25 protein-coding genes and 1 other RNA gene are annotated in these 19,822 nt (G+C 40.4%); 19 read left to right on the top strand and 7 right to left on the bottom strand.

The features are described from left to right. Positions 1–171: 171 nt before the first annotated feature. The 5 genes from MHH54_RS15630 to MHH54_RS15610 are packed head-to-tail and all read left to right on the top strand — an operon-like array spanning position 172 to position 3,279. Positions 172–441: a hypothetical protein gene (locus MHH54_RS15630; protein ID WP_034620133.1), complete on the top strand. Its 270-nt coding sequence runs from the start codon at positions 172–174 to the stop codon at positions 439–441. Between the two features lie 58 nt (positions 442–499). After that, positions 500–1,267 (top strand): ABC transporter ATP-binding protein, encoded by a 768-nt coding sequence (locus tag MHH54_RS15625; RefSeq protein ID WP_106032196.1) that lies wholly within the window; start codon positions 500–502, stop codon positions 1,265–1,267. Beyond that, a complete protein-coding gene (locus MHH54_RS15620; protein WP_342500402.1) occupies positions 1,239–2,636 on the top strand; it encodes a hypothetical protein in 1,398 nt (465 codons plus the stop codon). The genes MHH54_RS15625 and MHH54_RS15620 overlap by 29 nt, the downstream gene beginning before the upstream one ends. Further along, entirely contained in the window at positions 2,633–3,001 is a 369-nt protein-coding gene (locus tag MHH54_RS15615; protein ID WP_342500401.1) for a hypothetical protein, read from the top strand. The genes MHH54_RS15620 and MHH54_RS15615 overlap by 4 nt, the downstream gene beginning before the upstream one ends. Continuing rightward, positions 2,998–3,279, top strand: coding sequence for a hypothetical protein (locus MHH54_RS15610; RefSeq protein ID WP_003213050.1), 282 nt, complete (start codon positions 2,998–3,000; stop codon positions 3,277–3,279). The genes MHH54_RS15615 and MHH54_RS15610 overlap by 4 nt, the downstream gene beginning before the upstream one ends. A 22-nt stretch (positions 3,280–3,301) precedes the next feature. Here the strand turns inward: MHH54_RS15610 and MHH54_RS15605 are convergent, their stop codons facing one another. Both MHH54_RS15605 and MHH54_RS15600 read right to left on the bottom strand, forming a co-directional pair. After that, positions 3,302–3,766: a GNAT family N-acetyltransferase gene (locus MHH54_RS15605; RefSeq protein ID WP_003213708.1), complete on the bottom strand. Its 465-nt coding sequence runs from the start codon at positions 3,764–3,766 to the stop codon at positions 3,302–3,304. A gap of 15 nt (positions 3,767–3,781) precedes the next feature. Then, positions 3,782–4,246 (bottom strand): hypothetical protein, encoded by a 465-nt coding sequence (locus MHH54_RS15600; RefSeq protein ID WP_113387370.1) that lies wholly within the window; start codon positions 4,244–4,246, stop codon positions 3,782–3,784. A gap of 117 nt (positions 4,247–4,363) precedes the next feature. Here MHH54_RS15600 and MHH54_RS15595 point away from each other — a divergent pair, with 117 nt between their 5' ends. Further along, positions 4,364–4,996 carry an NAAT family transporter gene (locus MHH54_RS15595; RefSeq protein ID WP_342500400.1) on the top strand — a complete coding sequence of 211 codons (633 nt, stop codon included), beginning with the start codon at positions 4,364–4,366 and terminating at the stop codon, positions 4,994–4,996. A 55-nt stretch (positions 4,997–5,051) separates the two neighbouring features. Here the strand turns inward: MHH54_RS15595 and MHH54_RS15590 are convergent, their stop codons facing one another. Next, entirely contained in the window at positions 5,052–5,588 is a 537-nt protein-coding gene (locus MHH54_RS15590) for a GbsR/MarR family transcriptional regulator (RefSeq protein WP_012011291.1), read from the bottom strand. A gap of 269 nt (positions 5,589–5,857) precedes the next feature. On the opposite strand from MHH54_RS15590, the gene MHH54_RS15585 reads away from it, so the two are divergent. Genes MHH54_RS15585 through MHH54_RS15570 form a run of 4 tightly spaced genes read left to right on the top strand, consistent with a single transcriptional unit; the run spans position 5,858 to position 9,315 of the window. Beyond that, complete coding sequence (locus MHH54_RS15585) at positions 5,858–7,006, top strand: betaine/proline/choline family ABC transporter ATP-binding protein (protein WP_003212926.1); 1,149 nt, start codon at positions 5,858–5,860, stop codon at positions 7,004–7,006. A gap of 13 nt (positions 7,007–7,019) precedes the next feature. Next, positions 7,020–7,673 (top strand): ABC transporter permease, encoded by a 654-nt coding sequence (locus MHH54_RS15580; protein WP_003213477.1) that lies wholly within the window; start codon positions 7,020–7,022, stop codon positions 7,671–7,673. Between the two features lie 13 nt (positions 7,674–7,686). After that, positions 7,687–8,604 (top strand): osmoprotectant ABC transporter substrate-binding protein, encoded by a 918-nt coding sequence (locus MHH54_RS15575; protein WP_003213573.1) that lies wholly within the window; start codon positions 7,687–7,689, stop codon positions 8,602–8,604. 21 nt (positions 8,605–8,625) lie between these two features. Next, complete coding sequence (locus tag MHH54_RS15570) at positions 8,626–9,315, top strand: ABC transporter permease (protein WP_044138966.1); 690 nt, start codon at positions 8,626–8,628, stop codon at positions 9,313–9,315. Positions 9,316–9,400: 85 nt separating this feature from the next. Here MHH54_RS15570 and MHH54_RS15565 read toward each other — a convergent pair whose 3' ends face one another. The 3 genes from MHH54_RS15565 to MHH54_RS15555 all read right to left on the bottom strand — a co-directional run bounded on the left by MHH54_RS15565 (position 9,401) and on the right by MHH54_RS15555 (position 10,740). Then, positions 9,401–9,721 carry a helix-turn-helix domain-containing protein gene (locus tag MHH54_RS15565; RefSeq protein ID WP_044138965.1) on the bottom strand — a complete coding sequence of 107 codons (321 nt, stop codon included), beginning with the start codon at positions 9,719–9,721 and terminating at the stop codon, positions 9,401–9,403. Positions 9,722–9,803: 82 nt separating this feature from the next. After that, on the bottom strand, positions 9,804–10,205 hold the full coding sequence (locus MHH54_RS15560; protein ID WP_106029330.1) for a helix-turn-helix transcriptional regulator: 402 nt from the start codon (positions 10,203–10,205) through the stop codon (positions 9,804–9,806). A 130-nt stretch (positions 10,206–10,335) separates the two neighbouring features. Next, positions 10,336–10,740 carry a helix-turn-helix transcriptional regulator gene (locus MHH54_RS15555; RefSeq protein WP_003213200.1) on the bottom strand — a complete coding sequence of 135 codons (405 nt, stop codon included), beginning with the start codon at positions 10,738–10,740 and terminating at the stop codon, positions 10,336–10,338. Positions 10,741–10,893: 153 nt separating this feature from the next. Between MHH54_RS15555 and MHH54_RS15550 the strand changes: the two genes are divergently transcribed. The 8 genes from MHH54_RS15550 (at position 10,894) to MHH54_RS15515 (ending at position 17,414) form a co-directional block, all read left to right on the top strand. Beyond that, positions 10,894–11,127: a helix-turn-helix transcriptional regulator gene (locus MHH54_RS15550; RefSeq protein WP_003213379.1), complete on the top strand. Its 234-nt coding sequence runs from the start codon at positions 10,894–10,896 to the stop codon at positions 11,125–11,127. 26 nt (positions 11,128–11,153) lie between these two features. Further along, the gene (locus MHH54_RS15545) at positions 11,154–11,444 is read left to right on the top strand and encodes an AbrB/MazE/SpoVT family DNA-binding domain-containing protein (RefSeq protein WP_003213714.1); all 291 of its coding nucleotides are present in this window, start codon (positions 11,154–11,156) and stop codon (positions 11,442–11,444) included. 186 nt (positions 11,445–11,630) lie between these two features. Beyond that, positions 11,631–11,864, top strand: coding sequence for a preprotein translocase subunit SecG (secG, locus tag MHH54_RS15540; protein WP_003212746.1), 234 nt, complete (start codon positions 11,631–11,633; stop codon positions 11,862–11,864). 124 nt (positions 11,865–11,988) lie between these two features. Further along, positions 11,989–12,735, top strand: coding sequence for a carboxylesterase (locus MHH54_RS15535; RefSeq protein ID WP_113387366.1), 747 nt, complete (start codon positions 11,989–11,991; stop codon positions 12,733–12,735). Positions 12,736–12,754: 19 nt separating this feature from the next. After that, positions 12,755–15,097, top strand: a complete 2,343-nt coding sequence (gene rnr, locus MHH54_RS15530) for a ribonuclease R (RefSeq protein WP_212045547.1) — start codon at positions 12,755–12,757, stop codon at positions 15,095–15,097. Between the two features lie 139 nt (positions 15,098–15,236). Then, a complete protein-coding gene (gene smpB, locus MHH54_RS15525) occupies positions 15,237–15,707 on the top strand; it encodes an SsrA-binding protein SmpB (RefSeq protein WP_003213153.1) in 471 nt (156 codons plus the stop codon). Between the two features lie 175 nt (positions 15,708–15,882). Continuing rightward, positions 15,883–16,244: a transfer-messenger RNA gene (gene ssrA, locus MHH54_RS15520) on the top strand. A 336-nt stretch (positions 16,245–16,580) separates the two neighbouring features. Beyond that, positions 16,581–17,414: a hypothetical protein gene (locus tag MHH54_RS15515; protein WP_106029327.1), complete on the top strand. Its 834-nt coding sequence runs from the start codon at positions 16,581–16,583 to the stop codon at positions 17,412–17,414. 312 nt (positions 17,415–17,726) lie between these two features. Here the strand turns inward: MHH54_RS15515 and MHH54_RS15510 are convergent, their stop codons facing one another. Continuing rightward, entirely contained in the window at positions 17,727–17,966 is a 240-nt protein-coding gene (locus MHH54_RS15510) for a hypothetical protein (protein ID WP_050944161.1), read from the bottom strand. Between the two features lie 239 nt (positions 17,967–18,205). On the opposite strand from MHH54_RS15510, the gene MHH54_RS15505 reads away from it, so the two are divergent. Continuing rightward, positions 18,206–19,795: a histidine kinase N-terminal 7TM domain-containing protein gene (locus MHH54_RS15505; RefSeq protein ID WP_113387364.1), complete on the top strand. Its 1,590-nt coding sequence runs from the start codon at positions 18,206–18,208 to the stop codon at positions 19,793–19,795. Positions 19,796–19,822: the final 27 nt, after the last annotated feature.

Below are 19,822 nucleotides of genomic sequence, written 5' to 3'. Positions count from 1 at the left end.
TAGTCACATCCTATTTTTGTAAAAAGTCGTCCTTCAGTCAGAGGGAAAGTGAGAAGATCCACCATTTATAAGCAATAGATCATGAAAAATCGACTAAAAATATGATCTGAAATGAACTTATGCTTTCTGTAAGGGGGTGGTATCATTTTACATATATTAGGGGGTGATGAGATGCTGAATCCTTTTAGCCTTCGTTTTCCAGTAGGTGTGTATATGTATATTCTCCACCTACTGGCGGCATATGATGAAAGGAAGCAACGAATTCTAACTTCTAAGAATGTACAGAAAAACGCATTTTGGATTTATGTCCTTGCCGCTATATTGGGCATTATTTCACTTGGAGCATTGATTTGGGCATGTAAGACCTTTGGACAGGGCTCCAAATTTTTAGGAGAGTTCAAATTATTAGGCATGTACGTTAAAATCCAATGCGGGTTCTAACAGGGATGAGAACAGATGCAAGGTCATCTGTTCCATCTGAAACAAACGGAGGGATATGATGCTGTCATTACAATTACAAGAAAAAACGTATAGCCGCACCTTCTCTCTCCGTAATATTCAAATGAACGTGGAGAAAGGCCGGACGATGCTTCTTTTAGGGCATAATGGTGCAGGAAAGACAACGATGATTCAAGCTATGTTTGGGCTGACGCCATTTACTGGATACGTTTCCTTACATGGTGAACAGCTGAACCTTCAATCCTCAGCTCATATTTCCCTTTTGAAAAAACATGTTTCCTATATTTCTGACGATCATGCGTTGTTCGATTATTTAACACCGAGGGAATACTTTCAATTACTTCAGCTGCCACATGAGCAAGATGCCACACGTGAAGAGACATTCACCGATTTGTTTGAGCTGAGTCCGTATATGGATCAGCCAATCGCTCAGCTGTCCCATGGCAATCAAAAAAAAACACAGATCATTTCGCAGCTTCTCAGACCATGTGATTATTATGTGTTCGACGAGCCAACGAACGGACTTGATCCAGATATGATGATCATCTTAAAAAAGGTGCTCATGAAGCTGAGAGATCAAGGCGCTGGCATCCTGATATCAACTCATCATTTGAGCTTTGGTGATACATTATATGATCATCTCATGATCTTAAGAAATGGTGACGTGAAGCTGAATATGTCCCGCCAAGAAACGAATGAGACATTTCCTCATCAGGCACTTGAAGAGATTTATAAAGATGTAAATCGAGATTACTATATGCAGGTGGAGAGGTTACTCAATGATTTGGACACGACACGTTCTTCATAAAATCGAATGGGGCATGCTGACAACGAAAGGAAAGCAGCTTGGAAAAAAGTATCCTTTGCAGCTTCTCGCAGCTGCCGTTTTTCTCTTGCTCATCTATGCAATATACGTTGTCATCAGCCTGCGCTTTTACATGCAGGCAGGTGAAAGTGAGCCAGCTGCGCTATACCTCCAATTTGTCAAAATGTCGCTCTTACTATTAGGAGCAGGGATTGTGTTATCCCGCAATAAACTGAAGCGCCAAGAATATCAATTCTACTTTTTGAACAGTGCGATACAAAGTGTACCCTTTGTCCTTTGTGCGTATTTCTTTCCAGTGCTTTTTTGCTTCCTCATGGCTGGATTGCTTTTTTTACCGATTGTATTAGGTCTTTTTATCACGGGTGTCACCCCATCTCTGTATTGGATCATCGCTGTTTGCATCACATGCGGCATATTGGCACTTTATACGCTCTCTTCATGGATGCTAATGAGGATCGGTGTAAGTTATTTCGTATCAAAAACAAAGGAGCATTTACTGCTACAAACAATCGGCTTTGCGGCACTTCAAGTACTCATATTTCTTCTTTTTCAAAAAGCAGTGGAGATGATCCATGTATGGCCGGCTGTCTATCTGACGTTGCTGGTAATTCTTCTAAGCTCTGGCTGGCTATGGGTAAAGGGCTTAGCAGCTTGCTATGTTCATCAAATGTTTTTGCAGCTGAAAACAGAGGTAAAGTCATTTTCTTACCAGAAAATTAGGACGTACTCTTCCTTTCTGACGCATGTGCGGCAGGAAATGGTCTATTTCATCCGATCAACTGTTTTTAAAGAACAAGGCATTTTGTTCCTCTTTCTCGTTTGTTTGACGATTGGGCTGCCATTTGTTTTTACACCGGAAGAAACTGGCTGGCTGTATGCCTTTATTGTGCAGTTTGCGTTAAAGGAAATATTGATCATGCTTCCGCTGATGATTGGCAGAGAATATCATATCAATCAACGGGCCATCTTTATGTTAAATACATCAAAGGGTGCGTATATATTGCCAAGAATTTTATTTTATTACACAATCAATTTACTCATTTATTTTGTGTATATTGGCCTTGCTTATTTGGTGATCGGTATTGAAAGTGAAGGTCATGGCTTGGCGAGTTTGTCCATTTTATTCATGACCGTCATGGCAGCCTGTACGGGGTTTGTCGTGAAAATCAGTGATTTTAATAAACTGTTTGTCATCGTGATGATGATTGCTGTATTCAGCTTCATCGATATGCTTTTATTAGAGTGGCTGTCAGCTCATATGTTTCTTCTTGCCACCGCTTATCTGCTTGGGTCACTTGCCTTTTTCAGTTGTATATATGCTGTGATGTTAAAAAGGCCGATATTGCGATGATGGGGCTTGTCATTAGTTTACTAGCGGTTGTGCTCATTCATGAACTCGGTCATATGCTGATGATCATGGTGTGTAACAAAGTCGAAAAAAGGCCGCTCTTTGATTTTGTGGTAACGATTGATTGGAAGCATGTGGTGATTATTCATGAGACATTTGCCCGGCCGAGCTTTAATCTGATGGTGGCACTTGCAGGTCCGCTGTTTCCGGTACTCTGCTCAATTGTGCTTTTATTAACGTGGAAGCATTCGGTGAGTCATCAGCTGCTGTTTTTTTCTTTACTGAACACTGTGATGCTGCATCCAGCTTGCCCAGACGGGAAAAATATCACAGTCAGTTTAAAAGAGATGAAGGAGAGAAAGAGATGATCAAAGTATTTCATTCGTTTTCTAGCGGCTTAACACTTGCGATGCTGTATATATTTGCTGTGTTTATGACCCCTGTCTTTTTACTACTGTTAGAGGTCAATCATATCGAGTCAAGTCCAACGCTGTTTGGCATGCCATTTTATATCATGAAAATTGAAGAGTATCAATTCAGCTCTGAGGCGACGCTTTTTGGATGCGTTGTCTGCTTTTTAGCCGGCGCTGTGCTTTACTTTTTCATTCAATATGTGATTCATGCTATGAAGAAACGAAGAGCATAAAAAAAGCAGGCTGAACAAATAGTCAGTCTGCTTGAAATGTGAGAGACAGCCGTACCATATCCATACACTGAATCCCGTTTTCATAAATTGGTTCATCATAATGCTTAAGGAAGAAATCGCGATCGATCGACGTTAGACGGAAGCCGCATTTTTGATAAAGTGCGAGCTGCTGAATACTCGAGTTGCCTGTGCCGATTTCAATCGTATGAAAACCAGTGGCTTTCGCTTCAGCGATCGCATGGCGGATCAGCTGCTTCCCAATTCCCCTTCCTTGCCATGACTCCTTCACAGCCACATTCATGATTTCCACTGAATGCTGAGAGAGCGATGATAGCACATAGACACCAATCACATCCTCTTCATGAAAAGCGGCATAACAAGAGCTGGATTGCACATAAGCAAGAACCTTTTCCTTTGAAGGATCAGCTAATAGTAAAAGATCCATTGGGAGAGATTCATCATGAGATAATCGCCGAATCTGTATCACATTTTTTCATCCTTTCTATTCTTTAATATACCCTTGTTTCACGCCCCAATCATATTGGTCCTGTACCCACTGAGATGGAGGATGATGAGTGACATTCGGGTCTTTTTTCACAGTTGGTTTTCTTGTACCCTGAGCGGTCTGCTTATTTGCTTGAGCAGTGGCTTTTGCTGCTGCCAGCTCTTTTTGAAGCTGGTCGACTTTTATCTCAAGCGCTTTACGCTGTTTGACCTCTTTTTCATAGGCTTTCTTTTCTTTTTTGAGCTTTTTTGTGACGGTGGCTATTTGCTTTTTTTGTTCATCGTTTTTATGCTTCATATCTGTTTGATCTGATGTTAACTGCGAGAGCTTCAGATCGCTCGTTTTGCTTTCTTGCTGATGTGTTTTCTCTGCTTTTAAGATGGTCTGCTGCTGCCAAACAATCCAGCCACCTAAGGCAATAACTGCTACAGAAAGAAGAATGATCGTCATTGTTTTCTTCATGTGTGAACCCCTTTCTTTAAACCTCTATTATCATCGGTTAAAGATATACAGGTTTTAACATCACAAGGGAATATTCACATCAGAATGGCAGACACTATGAAAAAAGGAGGGTGTCTGTTGATTTCCTTTATGATTCATGTTGTCGTCTCATTATTTGCTGTATCAAACCCCATAGGAAACGTACCTCTTTTCATCACCTTAACAGAGGGCTATACAGAGAAAGAGCGCTCCCAGACAGCCAAAAAAGCCATCGTGGTCTCTTTTATTATTTTGATTGCCTTTCTATTGGCAGGCAGGCTCATTTTCAAACTGTTTGGAATTGATATTCATGCACTCCGCATCGCTGGCGGTATTTTTATTTTTGGTATCGCTTACAATTTACTGAATGCAAAAGAATCACACGTCCAAAATCCTCATTCGGAGGAAAAGGCAGAAAGCAAAGAGAAGGCAGATATCTCCGTTACGCCGCTCGCCATTCCGATCATCGCTGGTCCCGGTACAATCGCTTCAGTGATGAGTTTAACCCCGGGAAGTCAAGGGATGCTCCACATGTTTGCGATTCTAATCGGCATTGTCATCGTTCTTGCCATGACGTATTATGCCTTTCATTATTCAAGTTTTATTATGCGAAAAATGGGGAAAACAGAGATGAATGTCGTGACGCGTTTGATGGGATTAATTCTGGCTGTAGTGGCAGTTGAAATGATCGGCGCAGGCTTAAAAGGGATGTTTCCGATGTTTATGTCATAAGTGTATATAAAAAAGCTGTTTTTTTCTACAATGATGTAAAATAAAACAGCTTTTTTTAAGGTTTCGGCACATGCTTAAATACTTCTTCACTTTCAAAGAACTCAATTAAGCGGCTAATCCAATCATAGTAATCAAGACTTTCCTTGATTTCTGAAAGAAGCAGATTGATTTTATCCTCTGTTTCTTCTGGTAAATCTTCCTGTTCAAGCAGCTCTTGCAATTCCTTGCACGTTTTCTTATGTGCTTTACGGTTTTTACTGACAACACGTGTCCAATTGGCTGCAAACAATGAAATAAACGTTTGGTATTGATCTTGCTCAACGTCATAAAGATCTTTACGTATTCCTTTTTCATAAACCTTTTCCGCAATATTTAAATCGAGCATTTCTCGAACGACTTGACTCATCCTCGTTTTGCTCATGCCGGTCGCCTCTGATAGCTCTTCCAGCGTCATTGGTTTACGGTTCATGTGAATGATACCAAGCACTCTACCCACTGTAGAAGAAAGACCAAAGGCATTCATGTTCTCTGCAGCTTTTTCAATATAATGATCCTGTGCTTTTTGAATGGCGCCTAGCGCTTGCTTGTCCACTCCCCGCTTCATCCCTTCACGACTGACAATTTGTAACACAATATATCATATACCTGTTTGTTGATGAAAACAATAAATATTGAGTAATTGCTAGTAATTTGGAGGAAAAAGGAGAGATATCTAGGTATTACGGCGTTAACTGAAAATTTTATATAAATGTTATGCAATACAAACACATCATAAACTTTTTATTTTATAAAGTTTGCACTATAATTAATAAGGTGTAAATTTTCTGAATATATAGATCCAACTAATTGGAGGTGTCTCATTTGCTGAAACTAGAGAATGTATCTAAGACGTATAAAGGCGGAAAAAAAGCTGTCAAAAATATTGATTTAGACATAGCAAAAGGAGAATTTATTTGTTTTATTGGACCGAGTGGCTGTGGTAAGACCACAACCATGAAGATGATCAACCGACTCATCGAACCTTCCTCAGGAAATATTTTTATCGAGGGAGAAAATATCATGAAAAAAGATCCAGTTCAATTAAGAAGAGAAATCGGTTATGTGATTCAGCAAATTGGACTGTTCCCCCATATGACCATCGCGCAAAACATCTCACTTGTGCCGAAGCTCTTAAAATGGCCGGAAGAAAAACGGAAAGAGCGAGCACGTGAACTGCTGAAGCTCGTCGACATGGGCCCAGAATTTTTAGAGCGCTATCCTCATGAACTTAGTGGAGGACAGCAGCAGCGTATCGGAGTTCTTCGCGCACTAGCAGCAGAACCCCCTCTGATCCTCATGGACGAACCATTTGGTGCACTTGATCCAATTACACGAGATACATTGCAGGAAGAATTTAAGAAGCTGCAAAAAACGTTAAATAAAACCATCGTATTCGTCACACATGACATGGATGAAGCAATTAAACTGGCTGACCGAATTGTGATTTTAAAAGATGGAGAGATTGTTCAAGTAGGCACACCAGAAGATATTTTACGTAACCCAGCCAACGAGTTCGTTGAAGAATTCATTGGAAAAGAACGCCTGCTTCAGTCAAATCCGAATATGGAACGTGTAGAACAAATGATGAACACGTCACCAGTCACCATTACAGTCGAACAAACGTTGACTGATGCCATCTACATCATGAGAGAAAAGCGGGTCGATTCCTTGCTTGTAGTAGACGAACATGATGTGTTAAAAGGCTATATCGATATTGAAACAATTGATGCGAACCGCAGAAAAGCGGCTTTCGTTGGTGAGATCCTAAATACAGAGTTCTATACTGTACAAGAAGGCGCACTTCTCAGAGACACCGTTCGGAAAATCTTAATACGCGGTATTAAATATGTACCGGTTGTCGATGCCAAAGGGCATTTAAAAGGCATTGTGACACGGGCAAGTCTTGTAGATGTTGTGTACGACTCCATTTGGGGAGACGATACGCCAGCGTCTGCCATTGAAATGAACTAAGGGAGGTGGACACATGGATCAAATCATCGATTTTCTAGAGAAAAATGGTGGGGAACTCCTCACAAAAATGTGGGAGCATTTATATATTTCCTTAATTGCTGTCGTGCTAGGAATTATCGTTGCCGTTCCTTTAGGCGTCGTTCTCACGCGAATGAAACGAGGCGCAGGCTTTGTCATCGGTGTCGTGAATATCTTTCAAACACTCCCTAGTTTAGCGATTCTTGCATTTTTTATTCCTATTTTGGGGGTTGGGAAAATACCTGCAATCGTTGCTCTCTTTTTCTATTCGGTATTGCCTATTTTGAGAAATACGTATGCCGGCGTCCAAGGTGTGAACAAAAATCTGCTTGAATCCGGTAAAGGGATCGGCATGACCACCTGGGAGCAAATTCGTCTTGTGGAACTTCCGCTTGCTGTACCGATCATTATGGCAGGTGTCCGAACGTCAACGATTTATTTAATTGGTTGGACAACACTTGCTGCTTTTATCGGTGGAGGCGGTCTTGGTGACTACATTTTGATTGGACTTCAGCTATACCAGCCGGAATACATTATTGCAGGCGCCATCCCAGTCACTATTTTAGCGGTCATCATTGACTTTACATTGATGAAGCTGGAGAAAAAAGTAACACCAGAAGGCTTAAAAGGATTGAAGGAAGTTTCATAAGGAGTTGGCTTATGTGAAGAATCGAAAAACAAAATGGATCAGCGCACTGCTTGCTGGATGCTTGCTATTGATAAGCGGCTGTTCACTTCCTGGACTAGCCGGCTCCTCAGGCAATACGCTGCGGGTGGGAGCACAAAACTTTACCGAATCAGAAATCATGGCCTATATGGTTAGCGAGATCATCGAACATTACACAGATAAAAAGACAACCATTGTGAAAAACTTAGGCTCTAATACCGTACAGCAGAAAGCAATGGAAAATGGGGATATCGACATTTCGGCGACAAGATATACAGGGACAGATTTGACAAGTACGCTTGGAATGGATGCGGAAAAAGACCCGGAGCGTGCAATGGAAATCGTCCAAAAAGAATTTAAGAAACGCTATGATTACAAATGGTTTGATTCCTATGGCTTTGACAATACGTATGCCTTTGCCGTGACGCAAAAGATGGCGAAGGAAAACAAGTTAGAAACGGTCTCTGACTTGAAAAAGAATGCGAAGAATTACCGGTTCGGTGTCGATAATATATGGCTCAAAAAGAAAGGCGACGGTTATGAAGGATTCGTGAAAACATACGGAATTGAATTTGGAAGCACGTATCCAATGCAGATTGGTTTAGTGTACGATGCATTAAAAAATGAAAAAATGGATATTGTGCTTGCCTATTCAACAGATGGGCGAATCAAAGCCTATGACCTCAAAATTTTAAAAGATGATAAGCGGTTTTTCCCGCCATATGATGCATCGCCCGTTGTCCCGGAAAAAGTTTTAAAAGAGAACCCAGGGCTTGATAAGGTGATCAACAGACTGATCGGAAAAATTAATACAGAACAAATGCAAGAGCTGAACTATCAAGTCGACGGAGAGCTTCAAGAACCAGCCACCGTTGCGAAGAATTTCCTGAAAAAGCACAATTACTTTGAGTAAGATGGGGAGGTGTCACGGCTGATGGACACACTGCAGCAATTATGGACGTATTATCAGCAGAACGGTTCATATGTGTTAGAAGAATTTTATCGGCATTTTCTCATGTCAGCGTATGGGGTGCTGTTTGCGGCAATAGTCGGAATTCCAGTAGGCATCTTTGTGGCGCATTACCGTAAGCTAAGCAATTGGATCTTCGCCATTACCAACGTCATTCAAACCATACCGGCGTTAGCAATGCTTTCCGTGTTGATGCTCGTGTTAGGACTTGGCGCAAATACAGTCATCTTATCACTCTTTCTGTATTCGCTTCTGCCGATCATCCGCAACACGTATACAGGAATTGTCAGCATTGAACATGCTTATTTAGAATCGGGTAAAGCGATGGGCATGACGAAATGGCAAGTGCTGAGAATGGTTGAATTACCGCTTGCTTTATCGGTTATTATGGCTGGTTTAAGAACTGCGCTGGTCATCGCCATCGGCATTACAGCGATTGGGACATTTGTTGGCGCAGGAGGTCTAGGTGATATCATCATCAGAGGATCAAACGCCACAAACGGAACAGCCATCATTTTAGCAGGTGCTATTCCAACTGCCCTCATGGCCATTATCGCTGACCTAGTCATGGGCTGGCTTGAACGCTATTTAAGCCCAACGAACAAGAAAAAAGAAAGAAAAGCATTAGCTGAAAAAAACATGACATCTGCTTAAGCGGTTGAAAAGACAAAACCTCCCTTACATCTGTAAGGGAGGTTGTTTTATAATGATCAGGCAGTTCAGTTCACATGCGGTTATTTTATGATTCGAGCGTGATCCATTCAGTGGACCACTTCGAAATTTCCTCAAAAACGGGTGCAAGGGAACGCCCCATATCAGTTAAAGAATATTCAATACGCACGGGTGTTTCAGCAAAAACCTCCCGTTTTACAATGCCTGCTGCTTCCAGCTCTTTTAATCTCTCAGATAATACTCTTCCGCTTAAATTTGTCAGAGCGGCCTCAATTTCACTAAAGCGCTGCGGACTTGAGAGAAGCTGAAAAACAATCAGTGCAACCCAGCGTTTACTCAATAACTCAACTGCTTTTTCAAACCGCGGGCATATGTCAGATTGATTCATCTTTCTTCACTCCAATCTGAACTCATTATACCGTAAATTTGTCATAAATCAGCTCTAAAAGCTTGTCAATGATCAAAACATTCTATGATGACGAACGGCTGTTTAATATAAATAACAGATATCGGTTAAGATCTTCTATTTCTTTTTTCGAAAGAGTTGACCAAATGTCTCCATCAAATAGCTCGAGATCACCAAGTTCATATTGCGTTGCGGCTTCCTTTATTTTGGATAATGCCGTTTCCTCTTCCTTCAGCTGATGGACAGAAGAGGCTTCCTCAATATAGCCCGCAGCCTGCATCATTTCCTCATAAGGGACCTTTAATGCACCGGCTAGTTTTTTTATCGTAGGAGGCTTCGGAATGCCGCGTTTCCCATTTTCAATACGAGAAATACCAGCAGCACTGACCTCTGAATACATCGCTAATTGGTTCACTGACAGCTTCTTTTCCTCACGTAATGCTCTTAAGTATGCACCAAAGTTCATCAAGGCAAAACCTCACATGGTTATAGATTAGATATGTCTATTTTACTTGATTTGTTGACTATTGGCAACAAGTATACCATGAAAATATTGACATTAGTTAATAGTGAATGTATCTTAAGGTTATGCCCCGCTATTTGTTCGTCTTTTTTTGGTTGATGAGCGTGAGAAAGTATTCATTCAGCTGGCTGATGTCTTGTGCGGATAACCTTTCCCATAGGTCTCCGTCAAAAATGGGAAGATGTTCTACATCCTTTTGAAGCGCCGTTTGGTAGATTTTTAACATGGATTCATATTTTGGTTTCATTTCATGAACTTGTTCCTGTTCAATATGACCGGCAAGCAGCATTAAATCCTCATAAGGCACCTTCAAGGCGTGTGCTAATTTTTTTATGGTTAAAGGCTTCGGCACACCACGCTTTCCATTTTCGATACGAGAAATACCAGCAGCGCTTACACCTGAATACATGGCGAGTTGATTGACAGACATTTTTCTATTTTCTCTTAAAATGCGTAATTGTTCACCAAAGTGATTCATGACATCGAACCTCACATTTCAGTATATGACTTATTTTAGTATGATCATTGACCAAAGGAAATAGCAGAGGGGTAAAAGTGTTGACTTAAGTTAATGAATCTGTTTCATGTGAGCACCTACACGTTGTACATATTGATTCCATAGGAGGTTGTAATGATGGTCGAAAAGATTCAGATCAGGCGAACTTATGTCATGCAGTATATGATCGAAAACGATATGTCTTTAAATCAGCTCGCTGATGAAATTGGCATTTCTCCTGCCACACTCAGCAGGGTATTAAATGGTCATCGGAAACCAGGCCAGCTTGTCATTGGCAAAATGATTCATTACTTTGATAAAAAATTTGAAGATCTATTTTACTATGAAAATGTTGACAAAAGTCAATGAATGAAATGATCAAGGAGGCAATGTCGTTGAAAAGAACTGGGATGGTCAGACATATTGATTCACTAGGCAGAATTGTTCTGCCTTCAGAAATGCGCAAGGTACTCAATATTAAAGAAGAGCAGCTTTTAGAAATTTTCATTGAAGATCAAACTATTATGCTGAAAAAATATGATGCAGATAAGAGCTGCCTGTTAACTGGACAAGTGACGAAGTATAACAAAAGCTATGGAAATGGGAAAGTGATGCTGAGTCCTGAAGGAGCTGAACGTTTGTTAGTAGAATTAAAACAGCTATTGAAAGAAGAAGCAACCCGTTAAAAACATGTTTTTAACCGAAAATTGCATATAAAAAATGCTGCATACTACTCTTTGGAATGAAATTGAATCAAAATAACGAGTAAAGTCCAGAATATAGAGGGAATCTTTATTTTGATGTTTCGTGACATGCACCTTGTTTTCATGTAAAATAAAGTTATGTGTACCAGTTTGTCTGGAGGTGTTTTCATGCACGCATTTGTTATCACATTACTCGTAATTGTCAGTATCGCACTTATCATCGTTGTATTGTTACAATCTAGTAAAAGTGCTGGACTGTCAGGCGCTATTTCAGGTGGAGCCGAGCAGCTTTTCGGTAAGCAAAAAGCGAGAGGTCTTGACTTGATACTTCACCGTTTAACGGTTATTTTGTCAGTGCTTTTCTTCATCTTAACACTTGCATTGGCATATTTAGGCGTATAAAGCGCGAGTAACAGAAGGTCTGATCTTTTTTCAGACCTTTTTTTATTATCAGCACTCTTTTGTGTTTGTTTCATACATACAAGTGGAAAATATAAACCATATCGGAAGGAAAGGAAGTCACATCATGAAAGTTGTTACACCAAAACCATTTACGTTTAAAGGTGGAGAAAAGGCGGTGCTTCTTCTTCACGGTTTTACTGGGAATACAGCCGATGTTCGAATGCTAGGCCGTTATTTGAACGAAAGAGGGTATACGTGTCATGCACCACAATATAAAGGACACGGCGTGCCGCCAGAAGAGCTTGTCCATTTTGGACCGGATGACTGGTGGAAGGATGTACAAGAAGCCTATCAATTCTTAAAGGATGAAGGCTATGAGGAAATTGCAGTTTGCGGACTATCCCTCGGAGGAGTTTTTTCATTGAAATTAGGTTACACTGTACCTGTAAAGGGAATTGTACCTATGTGTGCACCTATGTACATAAAAAGTGAAGAAGTCATGTACCAGGGTGTACTAGAATATGCCCGTAACTATAAGAAATTCGAGGGTAAGTCAGAGGACCAAATTGAACAGGAAATGGAAGAGTTCAAGAAAACGCCAATGGATACACTTAAGAGTCTGCAAGAACTCATTGCAGATGTCAGAAACAATGTCGACATGATTTATTCACCTACTTTTGTTGTTCAGGCACGTCACGATCATATGATTAATACAGACAGTGCGAATATCATTTACAACGAAGTAGAGACAGATCAAAAGCATTTGAAATGGTATGAAGAATCAGGCCATGCGATCACGCTTGATAAAGAGCGCGAGAAGGTTCATCAGGATGTATATGCATTCTTAGAATCACTTGATTGGTCAGTTTAAATATATAGGGGGTTAGAGTGTGCAAAAAGAAGAATTTATGAATGAATTACTCGCTTTTATGAAAGATGAAGCGTATAAACCGTTAACCGTTCAAGAGCTGGAAGTGATGATGGAGATTACCAATCCAGATGATTATAAAGAGCTCGTCAAAGCACTTGTGATGCTGGAAGATCAAGGACTCATCGTTCGCACGCGCAGCGATCGCTACGGTGTACCGGAAAAAATGAACTTGGTAAAAGGAAAGCTGTCTGCTCATGCAAAAGGCTTTGCATTTGTGACACCAGAAGAGTTTGGACAGGATGATATTTTCATTCCGCCTAATGAGCTAGGCACAGCGATGAATGGTGATACAGTCATGGTTCGTGTCAGCCACAAATCAAACGGCACAAAAAAAGAAGGGACTGTCATCCGAATTCTGGAGCGTAATACTCAGACGGTTGTCGGTACCTATACAGAAACGAAAAGCTTTGGCTTTGTCATTCCTGATGATAAAAAAATCACAACCGATATCTTCATCCCGAAATCCGCTAAAAATGGAGCGGTCGAAGGGCATAAAGTGGTCGTGACGCTGACTAGCTACCCAGAAGGAAGAATGAGTGCAGAGGGCGAAGTCACTGAAATCCTTGGTCATAAAAATGACCCTGGCATTGATATACTATCAATCATTCATAAACACGGCCTGCCAGGTGAGTTCCCAGAAGAAGCGCTCCAGCAGGCAGTAGACACACCTGAAACGATTGATGAAAAAGACCTAGAAGGCAGACGTGACTTACGCAATGAAACGATTGTAACCATTGACGGAGCAGATGCGAAGGACTTAGATGATGCCGTTACGGTGCAAAAGCTGGATGATGGCAAATATAAGCTAGGGGTGCATATTGCAGATGTCTCTCATTATGTCACAGAGAACTCTCCGATTGATCAGGAAGCTTATGAGCGTGGAACGAGTGTATATCTCGTAGACCGCGTCATTCCGATGATCCCGCACCGCCTGTCAAACGGTATTTGCTCGTTGAATCCGAAGGTCGATCGTCTCACGCTGTCTTGTGAAATGGTCATTGATCGAAATGGGAAGGTCGTCAAACACGAGATTTTCCAAAGTGTGATCAAAACGACGGAAAGAATGACCTATACTGATGTGAATAAGATTTTAGTCGATCAAGACGAAGAGCTTATAGACAAATACGAGCCGCTTGTGCCAATGTTCCAAGAAATGGAGAAGCTTGCAGAGATCCTTCGCGACAAACGGATGGAGCGCGGGGCAGTAGACTTTGACTTCAAGGAAGCAAAAGTGCTTGTAGATGATGAAGGCGCAGCAAAAGACGTTGTCGTTCGTGAGCGTTCTGTCGCAGAGAAATTAATTGAAGAATTCATGCTTGTTGCAAACGAAACGGTTGCAGAGCATTTCCACTGGTTGAATGTACCTTTCATTTATCGAATTCACGAAGAACCAAATCCTGAGAAGCTTCAGCGCTTTTTAGAGTTCGTGACAACGTTTGGTTACATTGTGAAAGGAACGTCGACAAACATTCACCCGCGTGCACTTCAAAGTGTACTTGATGCTGTGAGGGATCAACCAGAAGAAGTTGTGATACAAACCGTGATGCTTCGTTCGATGAAACAGGCGAAATATGATCCAGAAAGCATCGGCCATTTTGGTTTATCAACGGAATTCTATACACATTTCACATCACCGATCCGCCGTTATCCGGATTTAATCGTGCATAGACTAATTAGAACCTATTTGATTCAGAAAAAGACAGACGAAGCAACTCTAGAAAAGTGGGGGCAGCTGCTTCCTGAAATTGCAGATCATGCGTCTACAATGGAGCGCCGCTCAGTTGATGCAGAGCGTGAAACAGATGATCTCAAGAAGGCAGAATTTATGCTTGATAAAATCGGTGAAGAGTTTGATGGCATGATTAGTTCCGTGACGAACTTCGGACTATTTGTTGAACTGCCGAATACAATTGAAGGTCTTGTTCATGTCAGCTACATGACAGACGACTACTATCGCTTTGATGAGCAGCACTTTGCCATGATCGGTGAACGCACAGGAAATGTCTACCGTATCGGTGATGAAATCACAGTCAAAGTGGTGAATGTCAATAAAGATGAGCACTCGATTGATTTTGAAATCGTCGGCATGAAAGGCACCCGCCGTAAATCGCCGAAAGATTTTAAGTTTAAAAAACGGACAGATTCACCAGCGAAAAAAGGGCACGGTGGCCAAAATGCCTCTGGGGATAAAGCCAAAGAGGATAAAGGCGGAAGTGACTGGTTCACAGGCCGTAAGAAGAAGAAAAAGAAAAAACGCGTATTTGATAACGCACCAAAACAAAAGCGTAAAAAGAAAAAGTAACGTGACAAAAAGCAAATAAGGCATCACGCTCTATTTGCTTTTTGACCACATAGCGTCAGCGTTGTCTAAAGCTGGATTGTTTGATAAAATAATCCGTACGATTTGGACCGTGTTTGTGTCAAAAGGAGGGTGTACGCCAATGCCAAAGGGAGAGGGAAAGGTTGTTTCCCAAAACAAAAAAGCAAATCATGACTATTTTATTGAAGAAACGTATGAAGCTGGCCTTGTGTTACAAGGAACTGAGATCAAATCGATTCGTGCAGGAAAAGTGAATTTAAAAGATTCCTTTGCCAAAATCGAACGAGGAGAAGTGTTCCTTCACAACATGCACGTGAGCCCATACGAGCAGGGGAACCGTTATAACCATGATCCGCTGAGAACGAGAAAGCTGCTGCTTCATCGCAAGCAAATCAGTAAATTGATTGGTGCGACAAAGGAAGAAGGTTACTCACTCGTGCCTCTGAAACTCTATTTAAAAAATGGCTTTGCCAAAGTGTTGATCGGAATTGGTAAAGGGAAAAAGAAATACGATAAACGTGAAGATCTGAAGAAAAAAGATGCAAAACGCGAAATCGACCGTGCCTTCCGTGATCGACAAAAGCAATTCTAGCCCGGGACAGATTGCTTGCTGCTAGCATCAACACTATGCTACAATATGATATGCAGTAAACAGTCACCGCTTTTTTACAGAAACCACCAGTTGTTTCAAGCGATGAGACTGTTATAATAGTTATATACGGAAGCAGTTAAGCTGAACGTTTCCATCCCGTATATCCCTTTTACAAGGGGACGTTACGGATTCGACAGGGGCGGTTCGAGCTTGAGCTGCGAGCCGAGAGGCGATCTCGTTAACACGCACTAAATGTAACTGGCAAAACTAAAAGTTTTAACCAAAACTTAGCACTAGCTGCCTAATAAGTGCAGCGAGCTCTTCCTGACATCGCCTATGTGTCTGTGAGGAGCCCAATGAAGTAGGCTACGCTTACGTTTTTGTCTGAGGACGTAAGAAGAGATCCATCAGACTAGCTCTCCAAGCGCCCGTCAGCAGGCATGAGGATGAGTGAACACGAAATATGTTGACTACGCTCGTAGACGCTTAAGTAATCGATGTCTCTGGACGTGGGTTCGACTCCCACCGTCTCCATCAAAACTTTTAGAATGCAGTCGTATCAAGGGTTTGAAAGCCCTTGATGCGGGACTGGCAACATGTTCTTCTAAACGATTGGTTAGCACAAAAGGATTTTATTAAAAACTTTAATAAAAAAAGACGCTATTTTTAGCGTCTTTTTTTATTTAGTCATATTATTATAACCTAAATTTTTATTCGGAGTCTCCTTGTTTACAGGTATTAAGAATTAAAAATTTGATCATATTTATCAATTATTTACTTATCTAGAGAATATTATCCTGTTTCTTCATCATTTTTGTGTTAAAATAAAATTTATGTGTTTTAATTTAACTTTTATAGGAGGTATTTGTAAAGGTGTCGATGAATGTATTTTTTAAAAGAGTTTCAATTTTGACAGTAATTATCTTCACGATTAGTTCATTATCTACTCTAACTAGTTTCGCAGAGTCAGATATTGAGGAACAACCTGTGTTAGAGGGAGTTCTAGTAGGTGAAACAGTAGAGGGTATAAATTCAAATGATGTTAAATTGAGTAGGGAAGTTTTATCTGAAGAGTTCGATCTTGAAGAAGAGGTTAGAAATATGCCTTCGATAGATGAAATGACGAAAGATGAGAGAAAACTTTTTGATAAAATAGTAGAAGAACAAACAGAGCTATCAAATGTTACTGAGAAGGAAATATTTAAAAAAGAACTAACAAATTTCTTCGATAAAGAATCTGATACATATAATGATTTGTCAGCAGCACAAGAAGAGTTAGTGGAAGAAATAAATGATTCAACTCTATTAGAAAATGAGAATTTAGCATTTGCTAAAGAGGTATTTGCTTCTTCCTTTGGGGTTAAAGAAGTTGAAGCTGCTAAAAAGAAAAAATCATCTGGTATAAAGGTTGGTGTATCTGTGAGGTTTGCAGGTGCAGTTTTCAATGCTGTGATTGGTTTTGCTGTTGGGGGTGGCGTTGGTGTTATACAATCATTTATTATTAAAAAAGGCAAAGCAGAAGCTAAAAGAATATTCACTAAAACCGTAACAAGTAGATTAAAGGCGTGGGGAGCTAAAAAATTAGCGGTTTCTATTGGTGTTGCTGTCGCAATTGCTCTAAATTATTTGGATATTGGAACCCAAATTGCTAAACAATTAGATAAAAGGGATAAACGCCCTAATAATGGCTGGGTGGATATTTATTAGGAGGAATTTTGTGAAAAGTATAATGAAGTATGCTGTTATGATTCTCTTTATCAGTGTATTTTTCTATTATTACAATATGTTTGTACCTAAAAACTTTTTGTACATTATCATTGCACTTCCTATTTGTCTTATTGCTATTAACATTATTGATAAGTTATTTACTAATAAGTGATTATGAAAAATAAGCAAGCTTCTGCTTGCTTATTTTTTGTAAGGTAATTCAATTGACCATTTACACTAGTTAGTTGTCTATTTAACTAATAATTAAACTTGCAAAATAAGTACTAACATAGTCTCATTTTTGTATAGTTTTCAAGAACGTGTCTTCTGAGAAGACACCACCAACCGAACAAACAAAGGAAAAACGACAACCACCGCAATCATCATCAAAAATCCATCCGGCACAAGTTCCACAAACGTTGTTTGGATCACATAAATCGCAATCAGCAGTAAATAACTGATCAAAAATAACAATCCAGAACTTCTCTTTTCAAACGGTTTCTTCAAAAGAATCAGTATAAACAGCCCTGTCATGATCATCCAAAAAGTCATATTTCTTTTGAGTCTCCTCTCCATTCATCCCCACATTGTACAGATATTTCTCCGAGCGCAACATACTTCTATCTTAAATTAAGCAAAAAGTAGTGAAAATATAAGAGATCACGAACAGATAACGCCTGAAATGTTACAAAAAACCTCCACCCAAATCAAAATCACATCTTCCCATTTGTGACTTCCTCATATATAGTAAGATTAGACTAGTTCTAAATAACTGAAATTGGGGCGTTTACATGGATTCGATTGTTTTACATTTTATTGTGATCATGAGTGTTTCTGGCATTCTGTCCGTGATATTATCAATCATTGCTCATGCGAACCGCCACCGGTATATTGGCTGTCAATTGTTTATGTACATGTCTGGAGCAACTGCGATTTATATCTTTGGGCACACATTTGAATTATTGGCAAGTACACCTAGGGAGATTATGTTCTGGGTTTGTTTTCAATACATAGGTCTTCCGTTCATCGCGCCATTCAGTCTGATGATTGTGCTGCAATTTACTGGATTCCATCAATATTTTACAAAGCGCCGCGTGCTTCTCATCTTACTGATTCCAACTCTCACCACCATTATGGTGTTCACCAACTCTTTTCATTCACTCTTTTATCGAAGCATCACGATGAATCCAGTAGACGGATTTTTATTGGCTGACTTTACGATTGGCTATTGGTATATCATTCATGGCGTCTATACATTTGGCTGTTCGATGCTCGCTATTTTTATGCTGGTTTGGTTTTTGCGGGTTACAAAAAAAGAGTATTTAAAGCAGATCCTTATTTTGCTAGTGGGCATGTTACTGCCAATCACGACATCTTTTATCTATTTATTAGGCGTGACACCTCTTCATATTGACCCGGTCCCTGTGGTGATGTTTTTAACCAATGCGCTCTACTTATGGGCGATTATGTCGTTCCAGCTCTTTAAGCTCTCTCCCATTGCGATGGAGCGTGTGTTTGAGCATATGTCTGAAGGGGTTCTCATTTTAGATCGATACCGGACACTCATAGATTACAACCCCGCTGCTGCATCGATCATTCCAGCACTTTCTAATAAAAAGGGAATTGGCTATAAAATAGACGATATTTTCTCAGGGATCATCAAAGATACCGCGTTCTTCCAGTGGCTGCGTTCTCCGCAGGATCATTCGCAATATGATTTAATGTGGAAAAAGGAAGAAGATCAGTCCAGCTATTATCTTCTGACCGCTTCATCGTTATTTAATAGAAGAGGAGAGATCGAGGGAAGGCAAATTGTGATCAGTGATGTAACAGAGCAGCGTTTATTGCAGGAAGAGCTGGAGCGTCGTGCGTATATTGATGGATTGACGAATATCTTCAATCGGTCTTCATTTATTGAACGAACGCAGATGATCCTGGAAGAGGATGCGCAGGATACGGCTGTTATGCTGTTTGATATTGATTTCTTTAAACAAATCAATGACACACACGGACATCATATTGGAGACGAGGCACTGCGTCATGTTGTCACCATTTGTCAGCAGCATTTACAAATGGACGATTTATTCGGACGATATGGCGGAGAAGAGTTTGCTATTTGTCTGCCGCATCATTCTTTCGAAGAGGCATGTCATATTGCGGAGCAAATTAGACATTCATTTGAGATGAGTTTCTTTGAGAATGATGAGGAAAAAGTGCGAGTAACAGCGAGCTTTGGAATTGCTCATACAGTTTATGATCCCAATGTATTAGAAACTCTTCTATTTGAAGCGGACCAGGCCTTGTATATGTCAAAACGCCAAGGACGGAACCGGATTTATGCGTCCACTGGAGCGGACTATATGCTTTATGAAGAGAATTGACCTACCGCTTGCTTCTCATTGACGGTT

The organism is Bacillus sp. FSL K6-4563, assembly GCF_038630405.1.
GTDB lineage: Bacteria > Bacillota > Bacilli > Bacillales > Bacillaceae > Bacillus > Bacillus pumilus.
This window is presented reverse-complemented; position numbering and strand designations above follow the sequence as displayed.